This is a genomic window from Bradyrhizobium sp. CFUWI (assembly GCF_056429085.1).
Genome location: NZ_JBWJZE010000006.1, coordinates 299,647 through 326,392 on the forward strand (window position 1 = coordinate 299,647; position 26,746 = coordinate 326,392).

Sequence of the window (26,746 nt, forward strand, 5' to 3'; positions counted from 1 at the left end):
GCGAGCTTACTTCTTCTTGCCGGCGATGGCTTTCGCCGGACCCTTGCGCGTACGCGCATTGGTGTGGGTGCGCTGGCCGCGCACCGGCAGACCGCGACGATGACGCAGACCGCGATAGCAGCCGAGGTCCATCAGACGCTTGATGTTGATACCGACCTCGCGGCGCAGGTCGCCCTCGACGAGATAGTCGCGGTCGATCACTTCGCGGATCTGGAGCACTTCAGCATCGCTGAGCTGATTGACGCGACGATCCACGGGGATCTTCACCTTCTCCAGGATCTCACCGGCGATCTTCTGACCGATGCCATGGATGTACTGGAGCGCGATCAGCACGCGCTTGTTGGTGGGAATGTTCACGCCGGCAATACGGGCCACGGCCTTCTCTCCTGTTGCCGATCCTCGTCAGGATCGGGCTTTAAGTGCTTGTGTTCTCGGGCAGGTGTTCACAAACGCGAACACGACGCCCTCCCCCGGTCTTCCTGGGGCCCGGCATCGTCTGAAACTATCCGACTTGGATGCGGGGCTTATTAGGGGATTCCGGGGGCTTTCGTCAACCGCTGCTAGCGCTTGGCTCGCTTTTTCGTGACCTTTTTTGCAACCTTCTTGGCACCCTTTTTGACCGCCTTTTTGGCGGTCTTCTTGGCTGCCTTCTTGACCGTTTTTTTGACGCTTTTCTTGGCCGCGTTCCTGGGACCCTTCACGGCCTTCTTGCTTGCCTTTTTGGCGGATTTGGCCGGTTTGGCGGCCTTTTTGGCTGCTTTCGCCGGCTTTTTGGCCGATTTCTTCGCCGCCCTGGCCTTCTTGACCGGGGCGGTCTTGGCCGCGCTCCTGGTCTTTCCCTTGCCAGCCTCCTGGGGCTCGACCGCCCCCAGCGCCTGGAGCTGGCGATCAATGGCGCGGGTGACCTCGTCGATGGCCATCATACCGTCGATGGTCGAGAGCTTCCGCCGCTCGGAATAGTAGTGAATCAGCGGTTCCGTTTGGCTGCGGTAGTTGGCGAGTCGCTTGGTCAGAACCTCCGGCGTGTCGTCGAGCCGGACCTCCTCGCCACGCTCCCGCATCTGGGCGACGCGGGTTTCGACACGGTGCAGGAGCGCGCTCTCGTTGACGCGGAGCTCGATCACGGCGTCGAGCTTGAGGCGCTTGGCCTTGAGCAGTTCGTCGAGCGCTTCGGCCTGCGGCACGGTGCGCGGGAAGCCGTCGAGGATGAAACCGTTCCTGGCGTCGGGCTGGTCGATGCGATCGGAGATGATTCCGACCACGACCTCGTCGGGCACGAGGCTGCCGCTGGCCATGATCTCCTTGGCCTTGAGTCCGACCGGCGTTCCGGCCGCCACCGCGGCGCGCAGCATCTCGCCGGTCGAGAGCTGGACGATGCCATAGCGCTGCACCAACAGCTGCGCCTGCGTCCCCTTGCCCGACCCCGGCGGTCCCAGAAGTATAATTCTCATCGGCGTACGCCCCCCGGACTGGTGAGCGATACGTCGCGCACCTGTGTTTGAAATCGAAGAACAGTGCAAACCACAATCGGCGCTGCACCGCTACCCTATCATAGGGGAGCAGATGGGTGGACGCCAAGAAGGGCTTTGAAATCAGTGATTGCGCAGCAGTGAGAGCAGCTCTGCCGAAGCAACCGAACGATCGCCTCCAGGCGGCGGCGCGCTGCTCGCGCGGCGAATCGGCGGCGCGGTCGCGCGCCGCCTTGAGAGCACGCCGCGTTTAGCGGCGGCGGCCGCGCAGCTTCGACTTGCGGATCAGGCCTTCATACTGGTGCGCCAGCAGATAGCCCTGCACCTGTGCCACCGTATCCATGGTGACGCTGACGACGATCAGCAGCGAGGTGCCGCCGAAGTAGAACGGCACCGAGGCGTAGGAGATCAGGACCTCCGGGATCAAGCAGACGATCGCCAGATAGGCGGCGCCGAGCACGGTGATGCGCGAGAGCACGTAGTCGATGTATTCCGCGGTGCGCTCGCCGGGACGGATGCCCGGAATGAAACCGCCGTGCTTCTTCAAATTGTCCGCGGTCTCGGTCGGGTTGAACACGATCGCGGTGTAGAAGAAGGCGAAGAACACGATCAGCGCCAGATACATGAACAGGAACAGCGGACGGCCGTGGCCGAGCTGGGTGGTGATCCACTGGAACCATTCCGGACCGCTGCCCGCGTTGAAATTCGCGACCGTCGTCGGCAGCAGCAACAGCGAGGACGCGAAGATCGGCGGAATCACGCCGGAGGTATTGAGCTTGAGCGGCAGATGCGAGGACTGGCCCTCGAACATCTTGTTGCCGACCTGGCGCTTCGGATACTGGATGAGGAGGCGGCGCTGCGCGCGCTCCATGAACACGATGAAGGCGATCACGGCGACGGCCATGATGATGACGACCAGAATCAGGCCGGTCGACATCGCGCCCTGACGGCCGAGCTCGAGCATGCTGGCGAGCGCAGCGGGCAGCTCGGCGACGATGCCGGCGAGAATGATCAGCGAGATGCCGTTGCCGATGCCGCGCGAGGTGATCTGCTCGCCCAGCCACATCAGGAACATGGTGCCGCCGGTCAGCGTGATCGCGGTCGAGAGCCGGAAGAACATGCCGGGTTCGCTGACGACGTTGCCGGCGCCTTCGAGGCCGACCGCGATGCCGTAAGACTGGAACGCGGCCAGGATCACGGTGAGATAGCGGGTGTACTGGTTCAGCAGCTTGCGGCCCGACTCGCCCTCCTTCTTCAGCGCCTCGAGTTGCGGCGAGACGGTGGTGAGGAGCTGGATGATGATCGAGGCCGAGATATACGGCATGATGTTCAACGCGAAGATCGCCATGCGGTGGATGCCGCCGCCGGCGAACATGTTGAACATGCCGAGGATGCCGCCCGCCTGGGAGCGGAACACCTGCTCCCAAATATTGGGATCGATGCCGGGCAGCGGGATATAGGTCCCGAGCCGATAAACGAGCAGCGCACCCAGGGTGAACCAGATGCGCTTCTTCAGTTCGTCAGCCTTGGCGAACGCACTGAAATTGAGATTGGCTGCCAGTTGTTCCGCTGCAGAGGCCATCTTGGACTTTCTCCCGCCGCCTATCGCGCCGTCATGCCCGCGGCCGGGCTACATTATACCGGACACCGGACATTATCTGGGGCTCGGCTTCGATAAGTCCATCGTCCCACATGCGTAAAGGCCCGCGCGCCGCGGGCCGATGACGCAGTTGTTACGCCGCCTCGCCTTCTTCCTTGGTAGGGGCGAGGATCTTCACCGAGCCGCCGGCCTTCTCGACCGCCTCAATCGCGGTCTTGCTGGCGCCGTGGACTTCGATGTTGAGCTTGGATTTGAGCTCGCCACGGCCGAGCAGCCGCAGGCCGCCCTTGGCGCGGCGCAGCACGCCGCCCTTCACCAGGGCCTCGACGTTCACGACGCTGCCGGCGTCGATCTTCTTGGCATCGACCGCTTCCTGGAGCCGGTCGAGATTGATCTCGGCGAACTCGACGCGGAAGATGTTGTTGAAGCCGCGCTTGGGCAGGCGGCGATGCATCGGCATCTGGCCGCCTTCGAAACCCTTGATGCGCACGCCGGAACGCGCGGTCTGGCCCTTGCCGCCGCGGCCGGACTGCTTGCCCTTGCCCGAACCGATGCCGCGGCCGACGCGCATACGCTTCTTGCGCGAGCCGGCGTTGTCGGCGATATCGCTGAGCTTCATCGCCCTTCTCCTTGTGTCTTGCGCCTGATCTTCGCCGAAAACGGGTAGCCCGCTGTTCGGGATCGTGCGCCCTTGCTTACTTCTCGTCGACGATGCGGACGAGATGGTGAACCTTCTCGATCATGCCACGAACCGCCGGGGTATCCGGCAGTTCGCTGGTGCGGCCGATCTTGTTGAGCTTGAGCCCAATCAGCGTCGAGCGCTGCGAGTGATGGCGGCGGATCGCGCTGCCGGTCTGCTCGAGCTTGATCGTCTTTGCGGCCTTGGCCATGGGAGTCTACTCCGAAAAGCTTCCGTTAGTCGGCAGCCGCCTCGGCGTCGCCACCGATACGGCGGGACTGGAGGGTGGACACCTTGATATTGCGGCGGGCAGCGACCGAGCGCGGCGAGTCCTGGTGCTTCAGCGCGTCGAAGGTCGCACGAACCATGTTGTAGGGGTTCGACGAGCCGATCGACTTCGCCACCACGTCCTGGACACCGAGCGTCTCGAACACGGCGCGCATCGGACCACCGGCGATGATCCCGGTACCGGCCGGAGCTGCACGCAGGTAGACACGGCCCGCGCCATGACGGCCGGCGATGTCGTGATGCAGCGTGCGGCCCTCGCGCAGCGACACGCGGGTCAGGTTGCGCTTGGCGGACTCGGTGGCCTTGCGGATCGCCTCGGGCACTTCGCGCGCCTTGCCGTGACCGAAGCCGGCGCGGCCCTTCTGGTCGCCGATCACGACCAGCGCTGCGAAACCGAAGCGCTTGCCGCCCTTGACGACCTTGGCCACGCGATTGATGTGGACGAGCTTGTCGACGAACTCGCTGTCGCGCTCCTCGCGCTCCCTGCGTTCACGTCCGCCGCCGCGTTGATCGCGTCCACCACGTTGTTCGCGTTCAGCTGCCATGGTTTTTCCAATCCTTCAGAGGCTTACGCCTCAATCCTCAAATTCCGTTAGAAGCTCAGCCCACTCTCACGCGCAGCGTCGGCGAGAGCCTTGACGCGCCCGTGATAGAGGTAGCTGCCCCGATCGAACACGACTTCCTTGACACCCTTCTCGGCGGCGCGCTCGGCCAGCAGCTTGCCGACCGCCTTTGCCGCATCGATGTCGGCGCCGGTCTTGCCGCCGTCGCGCATCGACTTCTCGAGCGAGGAGGCAGAGGCCAGCGTCTCGCCCTTCAGGTCGTCGATGACCTGGGCGTAGATGTGCTTGGACGAGCGGAACACCGACAGACGCGGACGACCACCACCGGAGCGGCGCAGCTTCAGCCGCACACTCCGCTTGCGCCGGGCATTGGTAACCTTGGCTTTGGACATGACCGGCTCCGTTACTTCTTCTTGCCTTCCTTGCGGAAGATGAATTCGCCAACATACTTCACGCCCTTGCCCTTGTAGGGCTCCGGCGGGCGATAGCTGCGGATCTCGGCCGCGACCTGGCCGACACGCTGGATGTCGCTGCCGGACACCGTGATCTCGGTCGGCTTCGGCACCGTGATCGTGATCCCTTCCGGGATCGCGTAGACCACGTCGTGGCTGTACCCGAGCGCGAGCTGCAGGTTCTTGCCCTGCATCGCGGCGCGGTAACCGACGCCGGTGATCTCGAGCTTCTTCTCGAAGCCCTTGGTGACGCCTTCGACCAGATTCGCGACCTGGGCGCGAGCGGTCCCGTACAGGGCACGCGCGCGATTGGTCTCGAAGCGCGGCTGAACCTTGATCTGGCCGCTATCGAGCTTCACCTCGACGTCGTCATGGACGACGAACTGAAGCTGGCCCTTCGGCCCCTTCATCTTGACGGTCTGCCCATCGACAGTCGCGGTAACACCCGACGGCACCGCCACAGGCCTTTTGCCAACACGTGACATGGATGAAAAATCCTTCTCAGAACACCGTGAAGAGGACTTCACCGCCCACATTCGCGTCGCGCGCGCTGTGGTCGGCCATGATCCCCTTCGGCGTCGACAACACCGAAATGCCGAGCCCGTTGTTGACCCGCGGCAGGTTCTTCACCGAGGCGTAGACGCGGCGCCCGGGCTTGGAGACACGTTCGATCTCGCGGATGACGGGCTCGCCGTCGAAATACTTCAGCTCGATCTCGATCTCGCTGCGGCCCGAGGAATGCTCGAGCGTGGCGTAGCCGCGGATGTAACCCTCGGACTTGAGGACCTCGAGCACGTTCTCGCGCATCTTCGAGCCAGGCGTGGAGACCTTGCTCTTCGAGCGCATCTGCGCGTTGCGGATACGGGTGATCAGATCGCTGATTGGATCGTGCGTAGACATCTAAACGACCCTCCTTACCAGCTGGACTTCACGAGGCCCGGGACCATGCCCTTGGAGCCAAGCTCGCGCAGCGCGATACGGGACAGCTTGTTCTTGCGGTAGTTCGAGCGCGGACGGCCCGACAGCTCGCAACGCAGGCGAATGCGGGTCGCCGACGAGTTGCGCGGCATTTCCGCCAGCTTCAGGGTCGCGGCGAACCGCTCTTCCATCGGCAGCGCCTTGTCGGCGATGATCGCCTTCAACCGCTCGCGCTTGGCGGCGGCGTTCTTCACCATCCGCTTGCGCCGGTTGTTCTTCTCGACTGAACTCTTCTTTGCCATGCTTGGCTCCTGGGTATCCGCGTTTGAGAGGCTTTAGGTCAGCGTCTCACTGCCGGAACGGGAAATTGAAAGCGGTCAACAAGGCCCTCGCCTCTTCGTCGGTCTTGGCCGTGGTGCAGACGGTGATGTCCATACCGCGGGCTTCGGTGACCTTGTCGAAGTCGATCTCGGGGAAAATGATGTGCTCCTTGATGCCGAGCGAATAATTGCCGCGGCCGTCGAAGCTCTTCGGGTTCAGGCCGCGGAAGTCGCGGACGCGCGGCAGCGCGACCGTCACCAGGCGATCGATGAACTCGTACATGCGGGCCTTGCGCAGCGTGACCTTGCAGCCGATCGGCTGGTTCTCGCGCAGCTTGAAGGTCGCGATCGCGATCCGCGAATAGGTCACGATTGCCTTCTGGCCGGCGATCTGGGTCAGCTCGGCAGCGGCGGTCTCGGCCTTCTTGCGGTCGTTGACGCTGTCGCCGACGCCCATGTTCAGCACGACCTTGTCCAGGCGCGGAACCTGCATGACGTTCTCATAACCGAACTTCTCGGTCAGAGCCGTGCGGATCTTCGCGTCGTATTCCGCGCGCAGGCGCGGGGTATAAGCGGCCTCAGCCATCGATCTCAGCTCCCGAGCTCTTGGCGATGCGGACCTTCTTGCCGTCCGCCAGAATCTTGAATCCGACGCGGGTCGGCTTTCCGTCCTTGCCGACATACGCGATGTTGGAAAGTTGGATCGGCGACTCCTTCGAGATGATGCCGCCCTCCTGGGCCTGCGTCTGCTTCTGGTGACGCTTGACCATGTTGATGCCGCGCACCAGCGCCGTGCCGGCGTCGGGACGCACTTCGAACACTTCGCCGGTCCGGCCCTTGTCGCGACCGGTCAGCACGACGACCTTGTCGCCCTTGCGGATCTTCGCAGCCATCACAGCACCTCCGGCGCGAGCGAGATGATCTTCATGTGGTTCTTGGCGCGCAGCTCGCGCGGCACGGGCCCGAAGATACGGGTGCCGACCGGCTCGGACTGATTGTTGATCAGAACGGCGGCGTTGCGGTCGAAGCGGATGACCGAACCGTCGGCGCGGCGGATGTCCTTGCGGACGCGCACCACGACGGCCTTCATCACGTCGCCCTTCTTCACCTTGCCACGCGGAATCGCTTCCTTGATCGAGACGACGATGATGTCGCCGATCGTGGCGTAGCGGCGCTTGGAGCCCCCGAGCACCTTGATACACATGACACGGCGTGCGCCAGAATTGTCGGCCACGTCGAGGTTGGTCTGCATCTGAATCATTGATGCACCTCGTCCTCTTCTCTTTGCGCCAGCCCAGCCGGCGCTCAACATTTCCCTGAAGTCAGTCGGCTAAAGCCAACAGATCAGGCGCTTTTCTTGTGCTCGCCCCGGATCACGACCCAGCGCTTCAACTTCGAAATCGGCTTCGATTCCTCGATCCACACCATGTCGCCCGGCTTGAACTCGTTGCTCTCGTCGTGCGCGTGGTAGTTCTTCGAACGGCGGATCGTCTTCTTGTAGATCGGGTGCGTGAAGCGGCGATCAACGCGCACCACGATGGTCTTGGCCTGCTTGTCGCTGACGACCACGCCCTGCAAAGTACGTTTCGGCATCTTCGTAAGCCTCTTACTTCTTCTTGGCGCGCGTCTGCGCGGCGACGGTCTTGATCCGGGCGATGTCACGGCGGGCCTCGCGCAGGCGCGAGGTGTTCTCGAGCTGCCCGGTGGCGCGCTGGAAGCGCAGGTTGAAGCGCTCCTTCTTCAGGTTCAGGATGGCGTCATCCTGCTGGTCGGGGCTCATCGCGCGGATGTCTTCGATCTTCATCTGGGCCATGGCCATTACTCCGCAATGCGCTCGACGAAGCGCGTCTTGATCGGCAGCTTGGCGGCCGCCAGGGTCAGCGCCTCACGCGCCGTCTGGGTGTTGACGCCATCGATCTCGAACAGCACCCGGCCCGGCTTGACGCGCGCGACCCACAATTCCGGCGAACCCTTGCCGGAGCCCATGCGGACTTCGGCCGGCTTCTTCGACACCGGAACGTCCGGGAACACGCGGATCCAGACGCGGCCGGCGCGCTTCATGTGGCGGGTCAGCGCGCGGCGAGCGGCTTCGATCTGGCGCGCGGTGACGCGCTCAGGCTCGGTCGCCTTCAGGCCGAACTGGCCGAACGCCAACGTCGCGCCCGAAGACGCAACGCCGTGGATGCGGCCCTTATGCGCCTTCCGGAACTTCGTTTTCTTAGGTTGCATCATGGCTTTGAGCCCTCAAATTCTCAGTGCAGATCAGGCTGCAGCCGTATCGCGGCGCTGACGGCCACCACGATCGCTGCTGCCACCCGTCTCGCCTTCGGCCATTCTCTTGTCCTGGGCCATTGGATCGTGCTCGAGGATCTCGCCCTTGAAGATCCAGACCTTGACGCCGCAGGTGCCGAAGGTCGTGAACGCGGTCGCAACGCCGTAGTCGATGTCGGCGCGCAGCGTATGCAGCGGCACGCGACCTTCGCGGTACCATTCCATACGCGCGATTTCCGCACCGCCCAGACGACCCGAGCAGTTGATGCGGATGCCTTCCGCGCCGAGACGCATCGCCGACTGCACGGCGCGCTTCATGGCCCGGCGGAACGCCACGCGGCGCTCCAGCTGCTGCGCGATCGACTCGGCCACCAGCGTCGCATCGAGCTCCGGCTTGCGGATCTCGACGATGTTGATGACGACGTCGGACGAGGTGATGTCCGCGACCTTCTTGCGCAGCTTGTCGATGTCGGCGCCCTTCTTGCCGATCACCACGCCCGGACGGGCCGAGTGGATGGTGACGCGGCACTTCTTGTGCGGACGCTCGATCACGATGCGGGCGACAGCCGCCTGCTTGAGCTCCTTGTGCAGGATCTCACGGATCTTGACGTCCTCGTGCAGCAGCTTGCCGTATTCCTGCTTGCCGGCGAACCAGCGGGAATCCCAGGTACGGTTGATGCCGAGGCGCAGACCGATCGGATTGATCTTTTGACCCATCGTGTTCTCCTGCGCCCTTAAGCGGCGGCTTCAGCTTCGACCTGACGAACGATGATCGTCAGCTGCGAAAATGGTTTGTAGACCCGGCCCGAGCGGCCGCGGCCGCGAGCGGCGAAGCGCTTCATCACCAGACCGTTGCCGACGAAGGCCTGCGCCACGACGAGATCGTCGACGTCGAGATCGTGGTTGTTCTCGGCGTTGGCGATAGCCGATTCCAGGCACTTCTTCACGTCGACCGCGATCCGCTTGCGCGAAAACTGCAGATCTGCGAGCGCAGCAGCAGCCTTCCGGCCGCGAATGAGCTGGGCGACCAGGTTGAGCTTCTGCGGGCTCACCCGCAGCATCCGGGCGACCGCCTTGGCCTCGGTGTCGGCGAGGCTCCGTTCGCGCTTAGGTTTGCTCATCGTTTAATCCTCAAGCCTTCTTGGCTTTCTTGTCGCCGGAGTGGCCATGGAAGGTCCGGGTCGGCGAGAACTCGCCGAACTTGTGACCGACCATTTCCTCGTTGACGGCCACCGGCACGTGCTTCTGACCGTTGTAGACGCCGAAGGTCAGGCCGACGAACTGCGGCAGGATCGTCGAACGACGGCTCCAGATCTTGATGACGTCGTGACGGCCGGACGCGCGCGCGGCATCTGCCTTCTTGAGCAGAGAACCCTCGACGAACGGGCCTTTCCAGACTGAACGAACCATGTCCGGCGTTCCTTACTTCTTCCGCTTGTGGCGGCTTAGGAGAATGAATTTGTTGGTCGACTTGTTGGTGCGGGTCTTCTTGCCCTTGGTCGGCTTGCCCCACGGCGTGACCGGGTGGCGGCCGCCCGAGGTACGACCTTCACCACCGCCGTGCGGATGGTCGATCGGGTTCATCGCGACACCGCGGTTGTGCGGGCGACGGCCCATCCAACGCTTGCGACCAGCCTTGCCGATCGAGGTGTTCATGTGATCCGGGTTCGACACCGCGCCGATCGTGCCGCGGCAACGGCCGTGCACCAGGCGCTGCTCGCCCGAATTCAGGCGGATGATGACGTAGTCCTGGTCACGGCCGACGAGCTGGGCGTAGGTGCCGGCGGAACGGGCGAGCTGGCCGCCCTTCCCGATCTTGACCTCGATGTTGTGGATGATCGTGCCGACCGGCATGTTGCCGAGCGGCATGACGTTGCCCGGCTTCACGTCGACGTAGTTGCCGGCGACGATGGTGTCGCCCACGGCCAGGCGCTGCGGCGCCAGGATGTAGGCCTGCTCACCGTCCTGATACTTGATCAGCGCGATGAAACCGGTGCGGTTCGGATCATACTCGAGCCGCTCGACGGTCGCGGGAACGTCGATCTTCTCGCGCTTGAAATCGACGGTGCGCAGCGTCTTCTTGTGACCGCCGCCACGGAAGCGCACGGTGATGCGGCCGGTGTTGTTGCGGCCGCCCGAGGAATGCTTGCCCTCGGTGAGCGCCTTGACCGGCTTGCCCTTGTAGAGGGCCGAACGATCGACCATGACCAGCTGGCGCTGGCCCGGCGTCGTGGGGTTGAATTTCTTCAGTGCCATCGTCGTACGACCTTACAGACCGGTGGTGACGTCGATCCGGTGGCCCTCTTCGAGGGTCACGATCGCGCGCTTGGTGTTCGACTGCGAGCCGAGATTGCCGCGGAAGACCTTGGTCTTGCCCTTGCGGACCAGCGTGTTGACGCTCTTGACCTTGACGTCGAACAGCTTCTCGATCGCTTCCTTGATCTGCGGCTTGGTCGCCTTCGCGGCGACCTTGAACAGCACCTTGTTGTGCTCGGAGGCGATCGTCGCCTTTTCGGTCACGACCGGCGCAACGATCACGTCGTAGTGGCGAGCCTCGATGTTCTTCGTCATTTGAAGCGCGCCTCCAGCGCATCGATGGCGGCCTTGGTCAGAACGAGCTTCTGACGGCGCAGGATGTCGTAGACGTTGATGCCCTGGATCGGCAGCACGTCCATGTTCGGGATGTTGCGGGCCGCAGCGGCAAAACCGTTGTTGAGCTCGGCACCGTCGATGATCAGCGCGTTGGTCAAGCCCAGACCCGAGAAATGACCGAGCAGCGCCTTGGTCTTGGCGGCTTCCAGCGCGGCCTTGTCGATCACGACGAGATCGCCGTCCTTGGCCTTGGCCGAGAGCGCATGCTTCAGGGCCAGCGCGCGGACCTTCTTCGGCAGGTCGGTGGCGTGCGAGCGCACCACCGGACCGAAGGCACGACCGCCGCCGCGGAACTGCGGCACGCGGGCCGAGCCGTGACGAGCACCGCCGGTGCCCTTCTGCTTGTACATCTTCTTGCCGGTGCGCCAGATCTCCGCGCGGCCCTTGGCCTTGTGCGTACCGGCCTGGCGCTTGTTGAGCTGCCACTGCACGCAACGTGCAATGATGTCCTGGCGCGGCTCGAGGCCGAAAATGGTGTCGGAGAGCTGGACCGAGCCGGCTTCCTTACCTTCGAGGGTGGTGACCTTCAATTCCATCTCACGCCTCCTGCGCAGCCGGAGCGGCTTCCGCGTCACCAGCAACCTTGAACTTGCCGGGCTTCGGAGCTTCCTTCGGCAGCGGCTTCTTGACGGCGTCGCGCACGCGGATCCAGCCGCCCTTGGAGCCGGGAACGGCACCTTCGACGAGGATCAGGCCGCGCTCGACATCGGTCTGGACGACGCGAAGGTTGAGCGTGGTGATGCGGTCGACACCCATGTGGCCGGGCATCTTCTTGTTCTTCCAGGTCTTGCCGGGGTCCTGACGGCCGCCGGTCGAACCGATCGAACGGTGCGAGACCGACACGCCGTGGGTGGCGCGCAAACCGCCGAAGTTCCAGCGCTTCATGCCGCCGGCGAACCCCTTACCGACCGAGGTGCCGGTGACGTCGACGAACTGACCGACGACGAAGTGATCCGCAAGGATCTCGGCGCCGACGGGGATCATCGCGTCCTGCGAGACGCGGAATTCCTCGACCCGCCGCTTCGGCTCGACCTTGGCGACCGCGAACTGGCCGCGTTCCGCCTTGGGCATGTAAACGGTCTTGCGGCTGCCAGAACCGAGCTGGAGCGCGACGTAACCGTTCTTTTCTTCGGTACGGTGGCCTACGACCTGGCAATTGCCGAGCTTCAGCACGGTCACGGGGATATGTTCGCCGGCCTCCGTAAAGACCCGCGTCATCCCGACCTTTTGTGCGATCACTCCGGAGCGCATCGGCTTGCTTCCTGTTCTTTCTGTCCTTGCGGACTAGCTAATCTTCGTAAGTGAGCATGACCCGATCCGAAAACCGGTGCCCACTTTTCGGGGCATGCTCAGAGCTTGATCTCGACGTCGACACCGGCGGCCAGGTCGAGCTTCATCAAAGCATCGACGGTCTGCGGGGTCGGATCGACGATGTCGAGCAGGCGCTTGTGAGTGCGCATCTCGAACTGCTCGCGGCTCTTCTTGTCGACGTGGGGCGAACGGTTGACGGTGAACTTCTCGATGCGGGTGGGCAGCGGAATGGGTCCGCGGACCTGCGCGCCGGTGCGTTTCGCCGTGTTCACGATCTCGCGGGTCGACGTATCGAGGATACGATGGTCGAACGCCTTGAGACGGATACGAATGTTTTGGCCGTTCATTGCCGTGCTTTCTCTAGTGAGTGGCGAGTAGCGAGTAGCGAATAGAGATCCCTATTCGCCACTCACCATTCCCTATTCGCTTGTTACTCGATGATCGAGGCGACGACGCCGGCGCCGACGGTGCGGCCACCTTCGCGGATCGCGAAGCGGAGCTTCTCTTCCATCGCGATCGGCACGATCAGGTGCACTTCCATCGCGATGTTGTCGCCCGGCATCACCATCTCGGTGCCTTCCGGCAGATGCACCACACCGGTCACGTCGGTGGTGCGGAAGTAGAACTGCGGACGGTAGTTGGTGAAGAACGGGGTGTGGCGACCGCCCTCTTCCTTGGTGAGGATGTAAGCCTCAGCCTTGAACTTGGTATGCGGCTTGACCGAACCCGGCTTGCACAGCACCTGGCCGCGCTCGACGTCTTCGCGCTTGGTGCCGCGGAGCAGCGCACCGATGTTGTCGCCGGCCTGGCCCTGATCGAGCAGCTTGCGGAACATCTCGACGCCGGTGACCGTGGTCTTCTGCGTGGCGCGCAGACCGACGATCTCGATTTCCTCGCCGACCTTGACGACGCCGCGCTCGACACGGCCGGTCACGACGGTGCCGCGGCCCGAGATCGAGAACACGTCTTCGACCGGCATCAGGAACGGCTGGTCGATCGGACGCTCCGGCTGCGGGATGTACTCGTCGACGTTCTTCATCAGCTCGAGAATGGCGTCGTGGCCGAGCTTCTTGTCGGAATCTTCGAGGGCGGCGAGCGCCGAGCCCTTGATGATCGGGATCTTGTCGCCCGGGAAGTCGTACTTGGAGAGCAGCTCGCGGACTTCGAGCTCGACGAGCTCGAGCAGCTCCGGATCGTCGACCATGTCGCACTTGTTGAGGAACACGACGAGCGCGGGCACGCCGACCTGGCGGGCGAGCAGGATGTGCTCGCGGGTCTGCGGCATCGGGCCGTCAGCGGCCGACACGACCAGGATCGCACCGTCCATCTGGGCGGCGCCGGTGATCATGTTCTTGACGTAGTCGGCGTGGCCGGGGCAGTCGACGTGGGCGTAGTGACGGTTCGGCGTCTCGTACTCGACGTGCGCGGTCGAGATGGTGATGCCGCGCGCCTTCTCTTCCGGCGCCTTGTCGATCTGGTCGTACGCGGTGAACGTCGCACCGCCGGCTTCGGCGAGAACCTTGGTGATCGCCGCGGTCAGCGACGTCTTGCCATGGTCGACGTGACCGATGGTGCCGATGTTGCAGTGCGGCTTGTTACGTTCAAACTTTGCTTTGGCCATTTGACTCTCCGTTCAATCGTCAGCTTTAGACCGACGACAATCAGGCAAACTTCTTCTGGACTTCTGCCGACACGTTGGCCGGCGCTTCTGCGTAGTGGTCGAACTGCATGGTGAAGGTCGCGCGACCCTGGCTCATCGAGCGCAGGTTGTTCACGTAACCGAACATGTTCATGAGCGGCACCATCGCGTTGATGACGTTGGCGTTGCCGCGCATGTCCTGACCTTGGATCTGACCGCGCCGGGAATTCAGGTCGCCGATGACCGAGCCGGTGTAGTCTTCCGGGGTCACGACTTCGACCTTCATGATCGGCTCGAGCAGGACGGACTTGCCCTTCTGCAAGGCTTCGCGGAATGCCGCGCGCGCTGCGATTTCGAAGGCGAGCGCCGACGAGTCGACGTCGTGATACTTGCCGTCGACGAGCTGAACCTTGACGTCGACCACGGGGAAGCCCGCGACCACGCCGGAGCTCATCACGCTGTTGAGGCCCTTTTCGACGCCGGGGATGTATTCCTTCGGAACCGCACCGCCGACGATCTTGGACTCGAACTCGTAGCCCTTGCCGGGCTCGTTCGGCTCGACCACGATCGACACTTCGGCGAACTGACCGGTACCGCCGGTCTGCTTCTTGTGGGTGTACTTGACCTCGGCCTTCTTGGTGACGCGCTCACGGAACGCAACCTGCGGGGCGCCGATGTTGGCGTCGACCTTGTAGGTACGCTTGAGAATGTCGACCTTGATGTCGAGATGGAGTTCGCCCATGCCCTTGAGGATGGTCTGGCCGGACTCCTGGTCGGTCGACACGCGGAAGGACGGATCCTCCGCGGCGAGCTTGGCCAGCGCCACGCCCAGCTTTTCCTGGTCGGCCTTGGACTTCGGCTCGATCGCGATCTCGATGACCGGCTCGGGGAATTCCATCTTCTCCAGGATCACCTGCTTGTCGGGATCGCACAGCGTGTCACCGGTGCGCGCTTCCTTCAGGCCGGCCAGCGCGACGATGTCGCCGGCATAGGCTTCCTTGATGTCTTCGCGGTTGTTCGCATGCATCAACAGCATGCGCCCGATGCGCTCCTTCTTCTCGCGCGTCGAGTTCACGACGCCGGTGCCGCTCTGCAGCACGCCGGAATAGATGCGGCAGAAGGTGATGGTGCCGACGAACGGGTCGTCCATGATCTTGAACGCGAGCAGCGCCAGCGGCTCCTTGTCGTCCGCCTTGCGCACGACCTCGTTGCCGCGGTCGTCGGTACCCTTGATCGCGGGCACGTCGATCGGCGACGGCAGATAGTCGACGACGGCGTCGAGCAGCGGCTGCACGCCCTTGTTCTTGAAGGCCGAGCCGCACAGCACCGGATAGAACGCGCCGGTCAGCACCGCCTTGCGGATCAGCCGCTTCAGCGTCGCCTCGTCCGGCTCCTTGCCGTCGAGATAGGCGGCCATGGCGTCGTCGTCGAGCTCGACGGCGGCTTCCACCATCTTCTCGCGGTATTCCTTGGCCTGCTCGACGAGATCCTCGGGAATGTCGACATAATCGAACTTCGCGCCGAGCGATTCATCGTTCCAGATGATGCCCTGCATCTTCACGAGGTCGACGAGGCCCTTGAAGTTGTTCTCGGCGCCGATCGGAAGCTGGATCGCGATCGGCTTGGCGCCAAGGCGGTCGACGATGTCGGTCAGGCACTTGAAGAAGTCGGCGCCGGTCTTGTCCATCTTGTTGGCGAAGACGATACGCGGAACCTTGTACTTGTCGCCCTGGCGCCAGACGGTCTCGGTCTGGGGTTCGACGCCCTGGTTCGAGTCGAGCACGCAGACGGCGCCGTCGAGCACGCGCAAGCTGCGCTCGACCTCGATGGTGAAGTCGACGTGGCCGGGGGTGTCGATGATGTTCAGGCGCTTGCCGGCCCAGAACGCGGTGGTCGCAGCCGAGGTGATCGTGATGCCACGCTCCTGCTCCTGCTCCATCCAGTCCATCGTCGCGGCACCTTCGTGCACTTCGCCGATCTTGTGGCTCTTGCCGGTGTAATAGAGGATGCGCTCGGTCGTCGTGGTCTTGCCGGCGTCGATATGCGCCATGATACCGAAGTTACGGTAGTCCTCGATGGCATGTTGGCGGGGCATGAGTCGTTCCTTGCGAGTCCGAGTGTGTCGCCGTTACCAGCGATAATGCGAGAAGGCGCGGTTGGCTTCCGCCATCCGATGCACGTCTTCACGCTTCTTGACGGCGTTCCCGCGGTTGTTCGATGCGTCCAGCAGCTCGGCCGAAAGCCGCTCGGTCATGGTCTTCTCGTTGCGCTCGCGCGCGGCCGAGATCAGCCAGCGGATGCCCAGCGCCTGCCGGCGGGTCGAGCGAACCTCGACCGGAACCTGGTAGGTCGCGCCGCCGACGCGGCGGGAGCGAACCTCGATCGTCGGCATGACGTTCTCGAGCGCCTGCTCGAACACGCCGAGCGGGTTCTGCTTGGTCTTGGATTCGATGATACCGAACGCACCGTAGACGATGCCCTCGGCGACCGACTTCTTGCCGGCATACATCACCGAGTTCATGAACTTCGTGACGATGATGTTCCCGAACTTCGGATCGGGAAGGACTTCGCGCTTTTCCGCTGAGTGGCGACGAGACATAGAGCTGGTTCCCGCTTACTTCGGACGCTTCGCGCCGTACTTCGAACGACGCTGCTTACGGTTCTTGACGCCCTGGGTATCCAGAACGCCGCGGAGGATGTGGTAACGCACGCCGGGCAAGTCCTTGACGCGGCCGCCGCGGATCATGACCACCGAGTGCTCCTGGAGGTTATGGCCCTCGCCGGGGATGTAGCCGATCACCTCGAAGCCGTTGGTCAGGCGCACCTTGGCGACCTTACGAAGCGCCGAGTTCGGCTTCTTCGGGGTCGTGGTGTAGACGCGGGTGCAAACACCACGCTTCTGCGGCGACTGCTGCAGCGCCGGCACCTTCTTGCGCGACTTCTGCACTTCACGCGGTTGAGCGATCAGCTGGTTGATCGTCGGCATCCTGGCCTTACCCTTTGTTCTGTCGCGGCCCCTTCCGGATCCGCTGTCTTGCCGCAGCCCGTTGCCGGGACTGCAAATTCTTTCGAGCCACCTGCCCGACGAGGCCGCCTTCCGCGGAACTATCCGCACAAAGCGAAATCGCGCCAACCGCCCCATCAACGGGCGGAAAGCGCTTCGACGCCACAGAGGACCGCAGCATTAAGGCCGGTCAGCGTAGAGCCGCGGCCTGCGTACTGAGGTCATGCATCCGAATTCGATCTCAAGAGAACTCGCTCAAGAGACCTAGAATCGCACTGGCATTGCCTAGCTATGATCGACAGCGTTTGAGCGGCATTCGTCGAGGTTGGTGCCCGCCTTGAGCGATCCCTTGTGGACTTGGTCCTTGGGGATCTAACGGGTGGCCCGTTCCGACGCTGGCGATGCTCACCGCCTGTCGTTAAGTGAGGCGCTTTCTATAAGTGAGAGTCGCTCAAGTCAAGGCGAAACGACAGTCACGAAGCGCTTCAGGAGCCTGTCAAAATCGCTGTTTGCCACCCTTGCCGCGCTCCCCTGATATGGGAGGCCAGCCTCCACTTGGCCAGCCTGGTTGCATTTTATACCCGGGTAAAACGCAACTTTATAACCATTGGCAGGGCTTTTTCTTGCTCGCCATGCGTTAAGGGGCGTTAATCTCTCCGCTTCGGCAGTCATCGGCACCAGAGATTTCACCGGGAGCGCCCGAAGTTGCCGCGCGACCAACGCCCACGACGGCGGCCGCGCGGACGTTTCGACGCTGACGATCAATTCGAATGAGAGCTATCGACCGGGTTTTCGAATCGAAAACTCGTCGTCTGGTGCGGACCGCGCCGATGCCGATCACCGGAATCACCGAATCGCGGCCGGTCATTCCTCGTCATCGTCTTCGTCGTCCTCGTCTCGGCCATCGTCGACGGGGGCGGCTGCGCCGTGCGGCTGGTGGATCTGGTCGTTCCACAGCTTGCGATAGGTCCCGTTCTTGGCGAGCAGCTGGGCATGAGTGCCGCGTTCGATCGCCCTGCCCCCGGAAATGACGATGATCTCGTCCATCTCGACCACCGACGTCAGACGGTGGGTCGACCAGATCATGGTGCGGCCCTTGGCGACCTTGAGCAGCGTGCGGTTGATCGCAGCTTCCGTGGTCTGGTCCAGCGCCGAGGTGGCTTCGTCGAGCAGCAGCACAGATGGGTTGCGGATGATCGCGCGCGCGATCGCGATGCGCTGGCGCTGGCCGCCCGACAGGGTATCGCCGCGCTCGCCGACCGGCGTGTCGTATCGCTGCGGCAGGCTCATGATGTAGCGGTGGATCTCGGCCTTCTTGGCCGCGTCCTCCACCTCCTCGTCGGTCGCGCCCTCCTTGCCGAGCCGGATGTTCTCCCGGATCGACATGTTGAACAGCATGTTCTCCTGGAACACCACCGCCATGCTCCGGCGCAGCGAATCCAGCGTCACTTTGCGGACGTCGACGCCGTCGATGGTGACGCGACCCTCGTCGGGCACGTAGAGCCGCAGGATCAGGTTGAGCAACGTGCTCTTGCCGGAGCCGCTCGGGCCGACGATCGCGATGCGCTTGCCTGCGTCGAGCTTGAGGCTGAGATTATCCAGCACCGGCGTCTGACTGCCCTCGTACTGGAAGGTGACGTGGTCGAAGGTGATGTCGTTGGTGATGCGCGGCAAATCGGGCGCACCGGCCCGATCGGCGCCGCGGGTCGGCTCGTCCAGCAGCTCCTGGATATGGCGGATCGCGGCGGCCGAGGAGATCGACACCGGGATGAAATGCATCAGATGGGCGATGTTGTAGGAGACCTCCCAGAACGCGCTCTCGAAGGTGACGAAGGTGCCGATGGTGATCTGGCCCTTGGTCGCGAGATACGCGCCGATCGCGAGCACCACGAGGTGCAGCAATAGCACCGAGATGGTGACCGTCCGCTCCACCATTGTCGACAGGAAAGCGGCCGAGGCGATCCTGTTGCGCGTCTCGTCGTTGCGGAAGGCGAAGAAGCCGAACATCTTGCGCTGCAGGCTGAATGCCTTGATCACGGCCTGCGCCGCCACGTTCTCCTGCACCATGCCGAGCAGCGCGCTCTCGTTGAGCTTCTGCTCGTAATTGGCCTGCACTGCCTTGGGCGTCAGGATCCGCGGGCCGATCAGCGTGATCGGAAACACGAGCAGCGCGACCACCGCGAGCTGCCAGTTCAAGAACACCATCAGGACGATACCCGCGATCAGTTCCAGAAACGGCAGCGCGGCGCTGTTGGCGAAGGTCTTCACCGAGCCTTCGAATGCCGAGAGGTCGACCGAGAAGCGCGACAGAATCTCGCCGCGCTTGGTGCGGCCGAAATAGGCCGCGGGCAAGTCCTGAACGTGCTCGAACAGGCGTTTGCGGACGTCCGAGATGATGCAGGCGGCCAGCCGCGCATCCCAGCGCTCGTACCAGACCGCGACGATCGAGGTGAAGATGCCGGCGACGGCGAGCACGCCGAGGATCTTGTACAGCGCCTGGAAGTCCTCCTCGCCGAGCGCCTCGTCGATCAGAAACTTGAGGCTGAGCGGCATGATGACGTTGAACAGCGTCTCGACGAAGACGCCGAACGCCACGAACGACAGCATCCGCTTGTAGTTCGTCAGATAGGGTTTGACGAAGCCGAGGATGGTCGCGAGCGCGCCGGCGGCTTCGCGGGCAGTAAAGACGACGAGGTCCTCGTCCTCATCGTCGTCATCGAGTTCCTGCCCGTCGTCCGCCTCGTCCTCGTCATCCTCCTCGTCGTCGAGGTCCGGCTTGGCCGCCGCGGCGTGCTTGTCGTCGAGCTCGGCCGCTTTTTCTGCGGCGAGCTTCTGTTTGTCGGGGGAGAGAGGCTTGTCGTCGGGCGAAAGAGGCTTGGATGCCATGAAACCAACCGATGCTGACGGCCGGCATGACCGCAGAGAAAGCAGGATATAGCGGCAACCGCTATTGCACCGATTCTATGCGATCAAGATGAATTCGGCAAAACAATTGGCCGAATTCGACGCGTGTCCCGCGGCTATTCCTCGTCCTCGTCCTCGACCTTGTCGAAGAAGGAATAGCGCAAGCTGTCGGCGTCGGCGTACCACTGCCCCGGCCCCTTGTTGGCGGCGAGCGTCGCCTCCCAGAGCGCATCGGTGCAATCCTTGCGGTGCATCGAGAGGTCGAAACCATTACCGAAGAACAGTTCGGACCATTCCCACCAGGTGCCGAGTTTCTTGACCCCGCGCAGCAGGTCGTAGCGGTCGATCAGGGCGGGAGCCATGTCCGAGGTGATCGATCCGAACACGAGGCCGGTCTTGACCACGCGGTTGAGCTCGCGGATCGCGCGGACCAGCTGCTTCGGGGAAACGTGGCAGAGGCTGGTCTCGAACACGAAGTCGAACGCGCCGTCCTTGAACGGCATGTCGGTGATCGAGCCGAGCTTGTTGTACTTCTTCAGCGCCTTCGGCGTCTTGGCGTGGATGGCGCGGTTGTTCTCGATGCCGAAGGCATCGATGCCGCGCTCGCGCAGCGCGCCGACCAGCTCGCCGCTGGCGGAGCCCGCGACGAGCAGCCTGGCGCCCTTCGTCTTGCCCCAGACGATGCCGAGCAGCTTGGTGAGATAATCGGGGTCGGTAAAGTGGCGCCACGCCTCGTGATAAGGACCGAGGCCGCGATAGTTCTCGAAATAATCGCGATCGACCTTGTCGGAGAGCGGCTTGTCCTCCTGCGCGCGTTCCCGGCGCAGCCGCATCATCTCGGTCAGGATGATGTCGGTAGCGGCGTCGGAGGAGTCGAGCAGGCCGTTGAGCGTGGAGTCGAACAGATAGTCGCCGACCACCACGATGCCCGGATGCTCCTTCGGCTCCGGCCGGTGATTGGTCATGACGTCGCGCACGGGCAGACCGCCCGGTATGGCGTTCACTGACGACAGCCAGCGGTGGATCTTGCCTTCCATGAAATGCGAACGCGCATCGCCGAGCGAGGCCGGCAGCGACTTCAGCGCGGCGTCGATCAGCTCCTGGTCCGACAGGTTGGCGAAGGCCAGCGCGTCGGAGCCGGGAATCAGCCAGTTCAGCACGCCGTGCCTGCCGACGTCGTGACGCGCGCCCTCGTTGTAGACGCAGCAGCCGCCGAAGGCTTCCGACATGAACCAGGCGCCAGGAATCTTCTCGCCCCAGAACGGCGTGTCGAACAGGATCGAGACGCGCAGGTAATGCGCGGGACGGTCGAAATAGGAGACGTGCTTGACCATCGACTTGCGCAGCTGCTCGCCTTCCCAGCCGAGCGTGGCGAGCCAGGAATGCGGCAGGCAGACCAGCACGAGATCGAAGTCGCGGGTCTCCGGTCCCTTGCCGTTCATCATCTTGAGCTGGTAGCGGCCGGTCGGCGCCTTGCCCACGGCGAGCACGCGATGATTGAGCTGGATGTCGGCGTTGACCTCCGACTGCAGGCACTCGATCAGCTGCTCATTGCCGTTCTGGATGGAATAGAGGCCGATATAGCCGTCGACATCCATCAGGTAGTTCTTGAGCGCGTTGAGGCCGTTGGTGTTGTGGCTCTCGGTCGCGATGTCAGAGCGCGCCATCACCTTGAAGAAGCGCTTGGCGGTCTCGTCCTCGACCTCCTCGTCGAGCACCTGCTCGGCGGTCTTGTAAGCCCAGGGATTCTCGTTGTCGTGCGCGCCGACGCCCTCGTAATATTCGACCGGCGACAACACCTCGGTGCAACGCTTGCGAAAGGCCTCGATCGCAGCCGCGGTCTTGGCGCCGTATTTGCGGCGCATGCCGGCCACATCGTTCAGCAGCTCGCCGCCAAGATGCACCTGCTCGGCGTCCATCGGGATGGTTTGCAGGCCGAAATGCTGGATCAACTCGCGCAGCGGATCCGGACCCGTCATCGAGTAATCGTAGATCTCGGCCACGCCGGCCTCGTAGATCGCGGGCGCCGAATCGAACTTGCGCGTGACGATCTTGCCGCCGAGCCGGTCCGAGGCCTCGTAGATGGTGACGCGGCAGAGATCGCCAAGCTTGCGCTTCAGGTACCAGGCGCTCATCAGCCCGCCGGGACCGCCGCCTACGATTGCGAGATCAAGCATATGAGTTCCGTGGTCTCCCGGTCCGCCCCCCTTCGCGGGACCACCGGTGTAAACTCTCCTAGCAGAAGCCCTTTTACGCCTGAAGGAAAGATGAACAAAGGCTGATCCTGCATTGCAGCAAGCGAGGAATGCAGCAAAAAGGCCGGCTTGCGCCGGCCCTTTCATTGTCCTCAGTATTCCTACGGATGAACGATCATTCCGCGGGCGGCAGCGCGGGAAGCTCCGCTTCCGGCGCGGGCGACACGACGGCCGCCTGCTTCTCGCGTTCGTCCAGGATCAGCTTGTCGCGCTTCATGGCGACTTCGCGGATCTTGGCCATGGAGGCGCCGGTACCTGCCGGAATCAGCCGGCCGACGATGACGTTCTCCTTGAGGCCTTCGAGCGGATCGACCTTGCCGTTGACCGCCGCTTCCGTGAGGACGCGGGTGGTCTCCTGGAACGAGGCCGCCGAGAAGAACGAACGGGTCTGGAGACTCGCCTTGGTGATGCCGAGCAGAACCGGCGTTCCCGTGGCGGGCTTCTTGCCCTCTTCCTTGGCCTTCTCGTTCAACGCGTCGAACTCGATCTTGTCGACCTGCTCGCCCGAGATCATGTCCGTATCGCCCTGGTCGGTGACTTCCACCTTCTGGAGCATCTGACGGACAATCACCTCGATGTGCTTGTCGTTGATGAGCACGCCCTGGAGCCGGTAGACCTCCTGGATCTCGTTGACCAGATAGGCCGCGAGTTCCTCGATGCCCTTGACCGCCAGGATGTCGTGCGGCGCCGGATTGCCTTCGACGATGAAGTCGCCCTTTTCGACGACGTCGCCGTCCTGAAGGTGGATGTGCTTGCCCTTCGGGATCAGGTACTCGCGCGGCTCGTCGGTCTTGTCCATCGGCTCGATCGAGATGCGACGCTTGTTCTTGTAGTCGCGCCCGAACCGGATGGTGCCCGCGATCTCGGCGATGATCGCCGCATCCTTCGGACGCCGTGCCTCGAACAGTTCCGCCACCCGCGGCAGACCGCCGGTGATGTCACGCGTCTTGGCGCTTTCGGTCGAGACACGGGCGAGAATGTCGCCCGGATTGACCTTGGCTCCGACGTCGACCGAGAGAATGGCGTCGACCGACAGCATGTAGCGGGCATCGCCGCCACGGGCGAGCTTGAGCACCTTGCCGTCCTTGCCCTTGACCACGATGGCCGGACGCAGGTCCGAGCCGCCGCGGGTCGAGCGCCAGTCGATGACCACGCGCTTGGCGATACCGGTGGCTTCGTCGAGCGTTTCCGAGATCGACTGCCCCTCGACCAGATCCTCGAAGCCGATGGTACCTTCGACTTCGGTGAGGAGCGGACGGGTGTAGGGATCCCACTCGACGATGCGCTGGCCGCGCTTGACCATGTCGCCCTCGTCGACGTGCAGGCGCGAGCCGTACTGGACGCGGTGCGTCGCACGCTCGGTGCCGTCGGCATCGACGATCGCCACCACCATGTTGCGCACCATCGCGATCAGGTGACCTTCGCTGTTGCGGGCGATGGCCTTGTTCCTGATCACGATCTTGCCGTCGAAGTTGGCTTCGACGAAGGACTGCTCGTTGAGCTGCGCCGCACCGCCGATGTGGAAGGTGCGCATGGTGAGCTGGGTGCCCGGCTCGCCGATCGACTGCGCCGCGATGACGCCTACGGCTTCACCGTGGTTGACCGGCGTGCCGCGGGCGAGGTCGCGGCCGTAGCACTTGCCGCAGATGCCGTTGACGAGCTCGCAGGTCAGCGCCGAGCGGATCTTCACCTCCTGCACGCCACCCTGCTGGATGGCGTCCAGATGGCTCTCTTCCATCAGCGTGTCGCGCTTAATGATCACCTTGCCGGAGCTGTCGCGGATGTCTTCGCAGGCCGTGCGTCCGAGGATGCGCGAGCCGAGCGAAGCGACCACGGTGCCGGCATCGACGATGGCGCGCATCTTGATGCCGAGCTTGGTGCCGCAATCGCTCTGCGTGATGATGCAGTCCTGCGCGACGTCGACCAGACGACGGGTCAGGTAGCCGGAGTTGGCGGTCTTCAACGCGGTGTCCGCGAGGCCCTTGCGGGCGCCGTGGGTCGAGTTGAAGTACTCGAGCACCGAGAGGCCTTCCTTGAAGTTCGAGATGATCGGCGTCTCGATGATCTCGCCCGACGGCTTGGCCATCAGGCCGCGCATGCCGGCGAGCTGGCGCATCTGGGCCGGCGAACCGCGGGCACCGGAGTGAGCCATCATGTAGATCGAGTTGATGTCGGCATCGGCCCCGCTCGCCGTCTTCTTGGTCGAGGAGATCTCCTTCATCATCGCCTTGGCGATTTCTTCCGTGGCCTTCGACCAGGCGTCGACGACCTTGTTGTACTTCTCGCCGTGGGTGATCAGACCGTCGTTGTACTGCTGCTCGAAATCCTTCGCCAGCGTACGGGTGGTGTCGACGATCTTCCACTTGCCGTGCGGCACGACCATGTCGTCCTTGCCGAACGAGATGCCGGCCTTGAACGCGTTGTAGAAGCCGAGCGCCATGATGCGGTCGCAGAAGATCACCGTCTCCTTCTGACCGCAGTGACGGTAGACCTGGTCGATCACGCCCGAGATCTCGCGCTTGGTCATCAGCTTGTTGATGATCTCGTACGAAATCCGCGGGTTCTTCGGCAGCAGATTGCCGAGCATGACGCGGCCGGCGGTGGTCTCGATCCAGCGCGTCGAGACCTTGCCGGTCTCGTCCATGCCCTGCCAACGGTACTTGATCTTGGTGTGGAGGTGGATGACCTTCGCGTGCAGGGCGTGCTCGAGCTCGGCCATGTCGCCGAAGATCTTGCCCTCGCCGGGCAGACCTTCGCGCATGATCGAAACGTAATAGAGACCGAGCACGATGTCCTGCGACGGCACGATGATCGGCTGACCGTTGGCCGGATGCAGGATGTTGTTGGTCGACATCATTAGGACGCGCGCTTCCAGCTGCGCTTCGAGCGACAGCGGAACGTGCACGGCCATCTGGTCGCCGTCGAAGTCGGCGTTGAACGCCGAGCAGACCAGCGGGTGAAGCTGGATCGCCTTGCCCTCGATCAGCACGGGCTCGAACGCCTGGATGCCGAGGCGATGCAGCGTCGGGGCGCGGTTGAGCAGCACCGGATGCTCGCGGATCACCTCATCCAGGATGTCCCAGACCTCGGGCCGCTCCTTCTCGACCAGCTTCTTGGCCTGCTTCACCGTGGTGGACAGGCCCTTGGCGTCGAGCCGCGAATAGATGAACGGCTTGAACAGCTCGAGCGCCATCTTCTTCGGCAGGCCGCACTGATGCAGGCGCAGCTCGGGACCGACCACGATCACCGAACGGCCCGAATAGTCGACGCGCTTGCCGAGCAGGTTCTGGCGGAAGCGGCCCTGCTTGCCCTTGAGCATGTCGGCGAGCGACTTCAGCGGACGCTTGTTGGCGCCCGTGATGACGCGGCCGCGGCGGCCGTTGTCGAACAGCGCATCGACCGCTTCCTGAAGCATGCGCTTCTCGTTGCGGATGATGATGTCCGGCGCGCGCAGCTCCATCAGCCGCTTCAAGCGGTTGTTGCGGTTGATGACGCGGCGATAGAGGTCGTTGAGGTCCGAGGTCGCGAAGCGGCCGCCGTCCAGCGGCACCAGCGGACGCAGGTCCGGCGGAATCACCGGGACCACGGTCATGATCATCCATTCCGGCTTGTTGCCGGAGTGGCGGAACGCTTCCACGATCTTCAGGCGCTTAGCGAGCTTCTTGTGCTTGATGTCGGAGTCGGTCTCCTGCATCTCGACGCGCAGCGAGGCCTCCAGCTTCTCGAGGTCCATGCCCTTGAGCAGCTCGCGGATCGCTTCGGCGCCGATCATGGCGGTGAAGCTGTCCTGGCCGTATTCGTCCTGCGCCTTCAGATACTCGTCCTCGGACAGCAGCTGACGGTCCTTGAGCGCGGTGAGACCCGGCTCGAGCACGACGTAGTATTCGAAGTAGAGGATCCGCTCGAGATCCTTCAGCGTCATGTCCAGCAGAAGGCCGATGCGCGAGGGCAGCGACTTCAGGAACCAGATGTGGGCGACCGGGGCTGCGAGCTCGATATGACCCATGCGCTCGCGCCGGACGCGCGACAGCGTGACCTCGACCGAGCACTTCTCGCAGATGATGCCCTTGTACTTCATGCGCTTGTACTTGCCGCACAAGCACTCGTAGTCCTTGATCGGCCCGAAGATGCGGGCGCAGAACAGGCCGTCGCGCTCGGGCTTGAAGGTGCGGTAGTTGATGGTCTCCGGCTTCTTGATCTCGCCGTAGGACCAGGACAGAATCTTCTCTGGAGACGCGATCGAGATCCGGATCTGGTCGAAGACCTGAGCCGGCGTCGTCGGGTTGAAGAGATTCATAATTTCTTGGTTCATCGTCTTCTCCTCGCGTGCCGGTCGCCTCCGGCCGCAAATTCGAAAATCACTTCAAGCAGGCGCCCTGCCCTCAAGGCCTTGGGCGGGGCGCCGGTGCCCGGCCGCAAAG

The 26,746-nt window shown here is 63.4% G+C and carries 31 protein-coding genes; all 31 read right to left on the reverse strand.

The window, feature by feature from the left end; all coding sequences use genetic code 11:
• Positions 1–6: 6 nt before the first annotated feature.
• Positions 7–375 (reverse strand): 30S ribosomal protein S13, encoded by a 369-nt coding sequence (rpsM, locus tag AC066S_RS16085; protein WP_008549231.1) that lies wholly within the window; start codon positions 373–375, stop codon positions 7–9.
• A 185-nt stretch (positions 376–560) separates the two neighbouring features.
• Entirely contained in the window at positions 561–1,451 is an 891-nt protein-coding gene (locus tag AC066S_RS16090) for an adenylate kinase (protein ID WP_135169881.1), read from the reverse strand.
• Between the two features lie 268 nt (positions 1,452–1,719).
• The gene (gene secY, locus AC066S_RS16095; protein WP_478270157.1) at positions 1,720–3,051 is read right to left on the reverse strand and encodes a preprotein translocase subunit SecY; all 1,332 of its coding nucleotides are present in this window, start codon (positions 3,049–3,051) and stop codon (positions 1,720–1,722) included.
• 151 nt (positions 3,052–3,202) lie between these two features.
• Complete coding sequence (gene rplO, locus AC066S_RS16100; RefSeq protein WP_478270158.1) at positions 3,203–3,688, reverse strand: 50S ribosomal protein L15; 486 nt, start codon at positions 3,686–3,688, stop codon at positions 3,203–3,205.
• Between the two features lie 76 nt (positions 3,689–3,764).
• Positions 3,765–3,959: a 50S ribosomal protein L30 gene (gene rpmD / locus AC066S_RS16105; RefSeq protein ID WP_011088137.1), complete on the reverse strand. Its 195-nt coding sequence runs from the start codon at positions 3,957–3,959 to the stop codon at positions 3,765–3,767.
• A gap of 25 nt (positions 3,960–3,984) precedes the next feature.
• Positions 3,985–4,581 carry a 30S ribosomal protein S5 gene (gene rpsE, locus AC066S_RS16110; protein WP_014494507.1) on the reverse strand — a complete coding sequence of 199 codons (597 nt, stop codon included), beginning with the start codon at positions 4,579–4,581 and terminating at the stop codon, positions 3,985–3,987.
• A gap of 47 nt (positions 4,582–4,628) precedes the next feature.
• Positions 4,629–4,991, reverse strand: a complete 363-nt coding sequence (rplR, locus tag AC066S_RS16115; RefSeq protein ID WP_007603036.1) for a 50S ribosomal protein L18 — start codon at positions 4,989–4,991, stop codon at positions 4,629–4,631.
• 11 nt (positions 4,992–5,002) lie between these two features.
• Entirely contained in the window at positions 5,003–5,536 is a 534-nt protein-coding gene (gene rplF / locus AC066S_RS16120; RefSeq protein WP_126258108.1) for a 50S ribosomal protein L6, read from the reverse strand.
• A 16-nt stretch (positions 5,537–5,552) separates the two neighbouring features.
• Positions 5,553–5,951 (reverse strand): 30S ribosomal protein S8, encoded by a 399-nt coding sequence (gene rpsH / locus AC066S_RS16125; RefSeq protein ID WP_014494505.1) that lies wholly within the window; start codon positions 5,949–5,951, stop codon positions 5,553–5,555.
• A 14-nt stretch (positions 5,952–5,965) separates the two neighbouring features.
• Entirely contained in the window at positions 5,966–6,271 is a 306-nt protein-coding gene (rpsN, locus tag AC066S_RS16130) for a 30S ribosomal protein S14 (RefSeq protein ID WP_126258107.1), read from the reverse strand.
• A gap of 46 nt (positions 6,272–6,317) precedes the next feature.
• The gene (rplE, locus tag AC066S_RS16135; RefSeq protein WP_018647250.1) at positions 6,318–6,875 is read right to left on the reverse strand and encodes a 50S ribosomal protein L5; all 558 of its coding nucleotides are present in this window, start codon (positions 6,873–6,875) and stop codon (positions 6,318–6,320) included.
• A complete protein-coding gene (gene rplX / locus AC066S_RS16140; RefSeq protein ID WP_007603031.1) occupies positions 6,868–7,182 on the reverse strand; it encodes a 50S ribosomal protein L24 in 315 nt (104 codons plus the stop codon). Before rplX ends, rplE begins: the two co-directional genes overlap by 8 nt.
• Positions 7,182–7,550 (reverse strand): 50S ribosomal protein L14, encoded by a 369-nt coding sequence (gene rplN, locus AC066S_RS16145; RefSeq protein ID WP_007603030.1) that lies wholly within the window; start codon positions 7,548–7,550, stop codon positions 7,182–7,184. The genes rplX and rplN overlap by 1 nt, the downstream gene beginning before the upstream one ends.
• Positions 7,551–7,633: 83 nt before the next feature.
• Positions 7,634–7,882, reverse strand: a complete 249-nt coding sequence (gene rpsQ, locus AC066S_RS16150) for a 30S ribosomal protein S17 (RefSeq protein WP_007603028.1) — start codon at positions 7,880–7,882, stop codon at positions 7,634–7,636.
• Between the two features lie 13 nt (positions 7,883–7,895).
• The gene (rpmC, locus tag AC066S_RS16155) at positions 7,896–8,102 is read right to left on the reverse strand and encodes a 50S ribosomal protein L29 (RefSeq protein WP_011088144.1); all 207 of its coding nucleotides are present in this window, start codon (positions 8,100–8,102) and stop codon (positions 7,896–7,898) included.
• Positions 8,103–8,107: 5 nt separating this feature from the next.
• Positions 8,108–8,521, reverse strand: a complete 414-nt coding sequence (rplP, locus tag AC066S_RS16160) for a 50S ribosomal protein L16 (protein ID WP_008136349.1) — start codon at positions 8,519–8,521, stop codon at positions 8,108–8,110.
• A gap of 30 nt (positions 8,522–8,551) precedes the next feature.
• Positions 8,552–9,277 carry a 30S ribosomal protein S3 gene (gene rpsC, locus AC066S_RS16165; RefSeq protein WP_092294149.1) on the reverse strand — a complete coding sequence of 242 codons (726 nt, stop codon included), beginning with the start codon at positions 9,275–9,277 and terminating at the stop codon, positions 8,552–8,554.
• Positions 9,278–9,294: 17 nt separating this feature from the next.
• Positions 9,295–9,681 carry a 50S ribosomal protein L22 gene (gene rplV / locus AC066S_RS16170; protein WP_126258106.1) on the reverse strand — a complete coding sequence of 129 codons (387 nt, stop codon included), beginning with the start codon at positions 9,679–9,681 and terminating at the stop codon, positions 9,295–9,297.
• A 10-nt stretch (positions 9,682–9,691) separates the two neighbouring features.
• A complete protein-coding gene (rpsS, locus tag AC066S_RS16175) occupies positions 9,692–9,970 on the reverse strand; it encodes a 30S ribosomal protein S19 (protein WP_008136357.1) in 279 nt (92 codons plus the stop codon).
• A 12-nt stretch (positions 9,971–9,982) separates the two neighbouring features.
• Positions 9,983–10,816 carry a 50S ribosomal protein L2 gene (gene rplB, locus AC066S_RS16180; RefSeq protein ID WP_126258105.1) on the reverse strand — a complete coding sequence of 278 codons (834 nt, stop codon included), beginning with the start codon at positions 10,814–10,816 and terminating at the stop codon, positions 9,983–9,985.
• A 12-nt stretch (positions 10,817–10,828) separates the two neighbouring features.
• Positions 10,829–11,131: a 50S ribosomal protein L23 gene (locus AC066S_RS16185; RefSeq protein WP_028137022.1), complete on the reverse strand. Its 303-nt coding sequence runs from the start codon at positions 11,129–11,131 to the stop codon at positions 10,829–10,831.
• A complete protein-coding gene (rplD, locus tag AC066S_RS16190; RefSeq protein WP_074116741.1) occupies positions 11,128–11,748 on the reverse strand; it encodes a 50S ribosomal protein L4 in 621 nt (206 codons plus the stop codon). The genes AC066S_RS16185 and rplD overlap by 4 nt, the downstream gene beginning before the upstream one ends.
• 1 nt (position 11,749) lies before the next feature.
• On the reverse strand, positions 11,750–12,463 hold the full coding sequence (gene rplC / locus AC066S_RS16195; RefSeq protein ID WP_028137024.1) for a 50S ribosomal protein L3: 714 nt from the start codon (positions 12,461–12,463) through the stop codon (positions 11,750–11,752).
• Between the two features lie 98 nt (positions 12,464–12,561).
• The gene (gene rpsJ / locus AC066S_RS16200) at positions 12,562–12,870 is read right to left on the reverse strand and encodes a 30S ribosomal protein S10 (RefSeq protein WP_002712302.1); all 309 of its coding nucleotides are present in this window, start codon (positions 12,868–12,870) and stop codon (positions 12,562–12,564) included.
• Between the two features lie 83 nt (positions 12,871–12,953).
• Positions 12,954–14,144 carry an elongation factor Tu gene (tuf, locus tag AC066S_RS16205; protein WP_126258104.1) on the reverse strand — a complete coding sequence of 397 codons (1,191 nt, stop codon included), beginning with the start codon at positions 14,142–14,144 and terminating at the stop codon, positions 12,954–12,956.
• 40 nt (positions 14,145–14,184) lie between these two features.
• Positions 14,185–16,257 carry an elongation factor G gene (gene fusA, locus AC066S_RS16210; protein ID WP_126258103.1) on the reverse strand — a complete coding sequence of 691 codons (2,073 nt, stop codon included), beginning with the start codon at positions 16,255–16,257 and terminating at the stop codon, positions 14,185–14,187.
• A 33-nt stretch (positions 16,258–16,290) separates the two neighbouring features.
• Positions 16,291–16,761, reverse strand: coding sequence for a 30S ribosomal protein S7 (gene rpsG / locus AC066S_RS16215; RefSeq protein ID WP_008136420.1), 471 nt, complete (start codon positions 16,759–16,761; stop codon positions 16,291–16,293).
• A 15-nt stretch (positions 16,762–16,776) separates the two neighbouring features.
• A complete protein-coding gene (gene rpsL / locus AC066S_RS16220; RefSeq protein ID WP_007603006.1) occupies positions 16,777–17,148 on the reverse strand; it encodes a 30S ribosomal protein S12 in 372 nt (123 codons plus the stop codon).
• 882 nt (positions 17,149–18,030) lie between these two features.
• Positions 18,031–20,052 (reverse strand): ABC transporter ATP-binding protein, encoded by a 2,022-nt coding sequence (locus tag AC066S_RS16225; RefSeq protein WP_478270159.1) that lies wholly within the window; start codon positions 20,050–20,052, stop codon positions 18,031–18,033.
• Between the two features lie 134 nt (positions 20,053–20,186).
• Positions 20,187–22,247, reverse strand: a complete 2,061-nt coding sequence (locus AC066S_RS16230; protein ID WP_478270160.1) for an FAD-dependent oxidoreductase — start codon at positions 22,245–22,247, stop codon at positions 20,187–20,189.
• A 193-nt stretch (positions 22,248–22,440) separates the two neighbouring features.
• Positions 22,441–26,637 (reverse strand): DNA-directed RNA polymerase subunit beta', encoded by a 4,197-nt coding sequence (gene rpoC / locus AC066S_RS16235; RefSeq protein ID WP_126258100.1) that lies wholly within the window; start codon positions 26,635–26,637, stop codon positions 22,441–22,443.
• Positions 26,638–26,746: the final 109 nt, after the last annotated feature.

Coding starts and splice junctions, on each gene's coding strand:
- AC066S_RS16090 (WP_135169881.1), bottom strand. CDS start 1,451: ATGAGAATTATACTTCTGGGACCGCCGGGGTCGGGCAAGGGGACGCAG.
- secY (WP_478270157.1), bottom strand. CDS start 3,051: ATGGCCTCTGCAGCGGAACAACTGGCAGCCAATCTCAATTTCAGTGCG.
- rplO (WP_478270158.1), bottom strand. CDS start 3,688: ATGAAGCTCAGCGATATCGCCGACAACGCCGGCTCGCGCAAGAAGCGT.
- rpmD (WP_011088137.1), bottom strand. CDS start 3,959: ATGGCCAAGGCCGCAAAGACGATCAAGCTCGAGCAGACCGGCAGCGCG.
- rpsE (WP_014494507.1), bottom strand. CDS start 4,581: ATGGCAGCTGAACGCGAACAACGTGGTGGACGCGATCAACGCGGCGGC.
- rplR (WP_007603036.1), bottom strand. CDS start 4,991: ATGTCCAAAGCCAAGGTTACCAATGCCCGGCGCAAGCGGAGTGTGCGG.
- rplF (WP_126258108.1), bottom strand. CDS start 5,536: ATGTCACGTGTTGGCAAAAGGCCTGTGGCGGTGCCGTCGGGTGTTACC.
- rpsH (WP_014494505.1), bottom strand. CDS start 5,951: ATGTCTACGCACGATCCAATCAGCGATCTGATCACCCGTATCCGCAAC.
- rpsN (WP_126258107.1), bottom strand. CDS start 6,271: ATGGCAAAGAAGAGTTCAGTCGAGAAGAACAACCGGCGCAAGCGGATG.
- rplE (WP_018647250.1), bottom strand. CDS start 6,875: ATGGCTGAGGCCGCTTATACCCCGCGCCTGCGCGCGGAATACGACGCG.
- rplX (WP_007603031.1), bottom strand. CDS start 7,182: ATGGCTGCGAAGATCCGCAAGGGCGACAAGGTCGTCGTGCTGACCGGT.
- rplN (WP_007603030.1), bottom strand. CDS start 7,550: ATGATTCAGATGCAGACCAACCTCGACGTGGCCGACAATTCTGGCGCA.
- rpsQ (WP_007603028.1), bottom strand. CDS start 7,882: ATGCCGAAACGTACTTTGCAGGGCGTGGTCGTCAGCGACAAGCAGGCC.
- rpmC (WP_011088144.1), bottom strand. CDS start 8,102: ATGGCCCAGATGAAGATCGAAGACATCCGCGCGATGAGCCCCGACCAG.
- rplP (WP_008136349.1), bottom strand. CDS start 8,521: ATGATGCAACCTAAGAAAACGAAGTTCCGGAAGGCGCATAAGGGCCGC.
- rpsC (WP_092294149.1), bottom strand. CDS start 9,277: ATGGGTCAAAAGATCAATCCGATCGGTCTGCGCCTCGGCATCAACCGT.
- rplV (WP_126258106.1), bottom strand. CDS start 9,681: ATGAGCAAACCTAAGCGCGAACGGAGCCTCGCCGACACCGAGGCCAAG.
- rpsS (WP_008136357.1), bottom strand. CDS start 9,970: ATGGTTCGTTCAGTCTGGAAAGGCCCGTTCGTCGAGGGTTCTCTGCTC.
- rplB (WP_126258105.1), bottom strand. CDS start 10,816: ATGGCACTGAAGAAATTCAACCCCACGACGCCGGGCCAGCGCCAGCTG.
- AC066S_RS16185 (WP_028137022.1), bottom strand. CDS start 11,131: ATGACGAAGAACATCGAGGCTCGCCACTACGACGTGATCGTTGCGCCG.
- rplD (WP_074116741.1), bottom strand. CDS start 11,748: ATGGAATTGAAGGTCACCACCCTCGAAGGTAAGGAAGCCGGCTCGGTC.
- rplC (WP_028137024.1), bottom strand. CDS start 12,463: ATGCGCTCCGGAGTGATCGCACAAAAGGTCGGGATGACGCGGGTCTTT.
- rpsJ (WP_002712302.1), bottom strand. CDS start 12,870: ATGAACGGCCAAAACATTCGTATCCGTCTCAAGGCGTTCGACCATCGT.
- tuf (WP_126258104.1), bottom strand. CDS start 14,144: ATGGCCAAAGCAAAGTTTGAACGTAACAAGCCGCACTGCAACATCGGC.
- fusA (WP_126258103.1), bottom strand. CDS start 16,257: ATGCCCCGCCAACATGCCATCGAGGACTACCGTAACTTCGGTATCATG.
- rpsG (WP_008136420.1), bottom strand. CDS start 16,761: ATGTCTCGTCGCCACTCAGCGGAAAAGCGCGAAGTCCTTCCCGATCCG.
- rpsL (WP_007603006.1), bottom strand. CDS start 17,148: ATGCCGACGATCAACCAGCTGATCGCTCAACCGCGTGAAGTGCAGAAG.
- AC066S_RS16225 (WP_478270159.1), bottom strand. CDS start 20,052: ATGGCATCCAAGCCTCTTTCGCCCGACGACAAGCCTCTCTCCCCCGAC.
- AC066S_RS16230 (WP_478270160.1), bottom strand. CDS start 22,247: ATGCTTGATCTCGCAATCGTAGGCGGCGGTCCCGGCGGGCTGATGAGC.
- rpoC (WP_126258100.1), bottom strand. CDS start 26,637: ATGAACCAAGAAATTATGAATCTCTTCAACCCGACGACGCCGGCTCAG.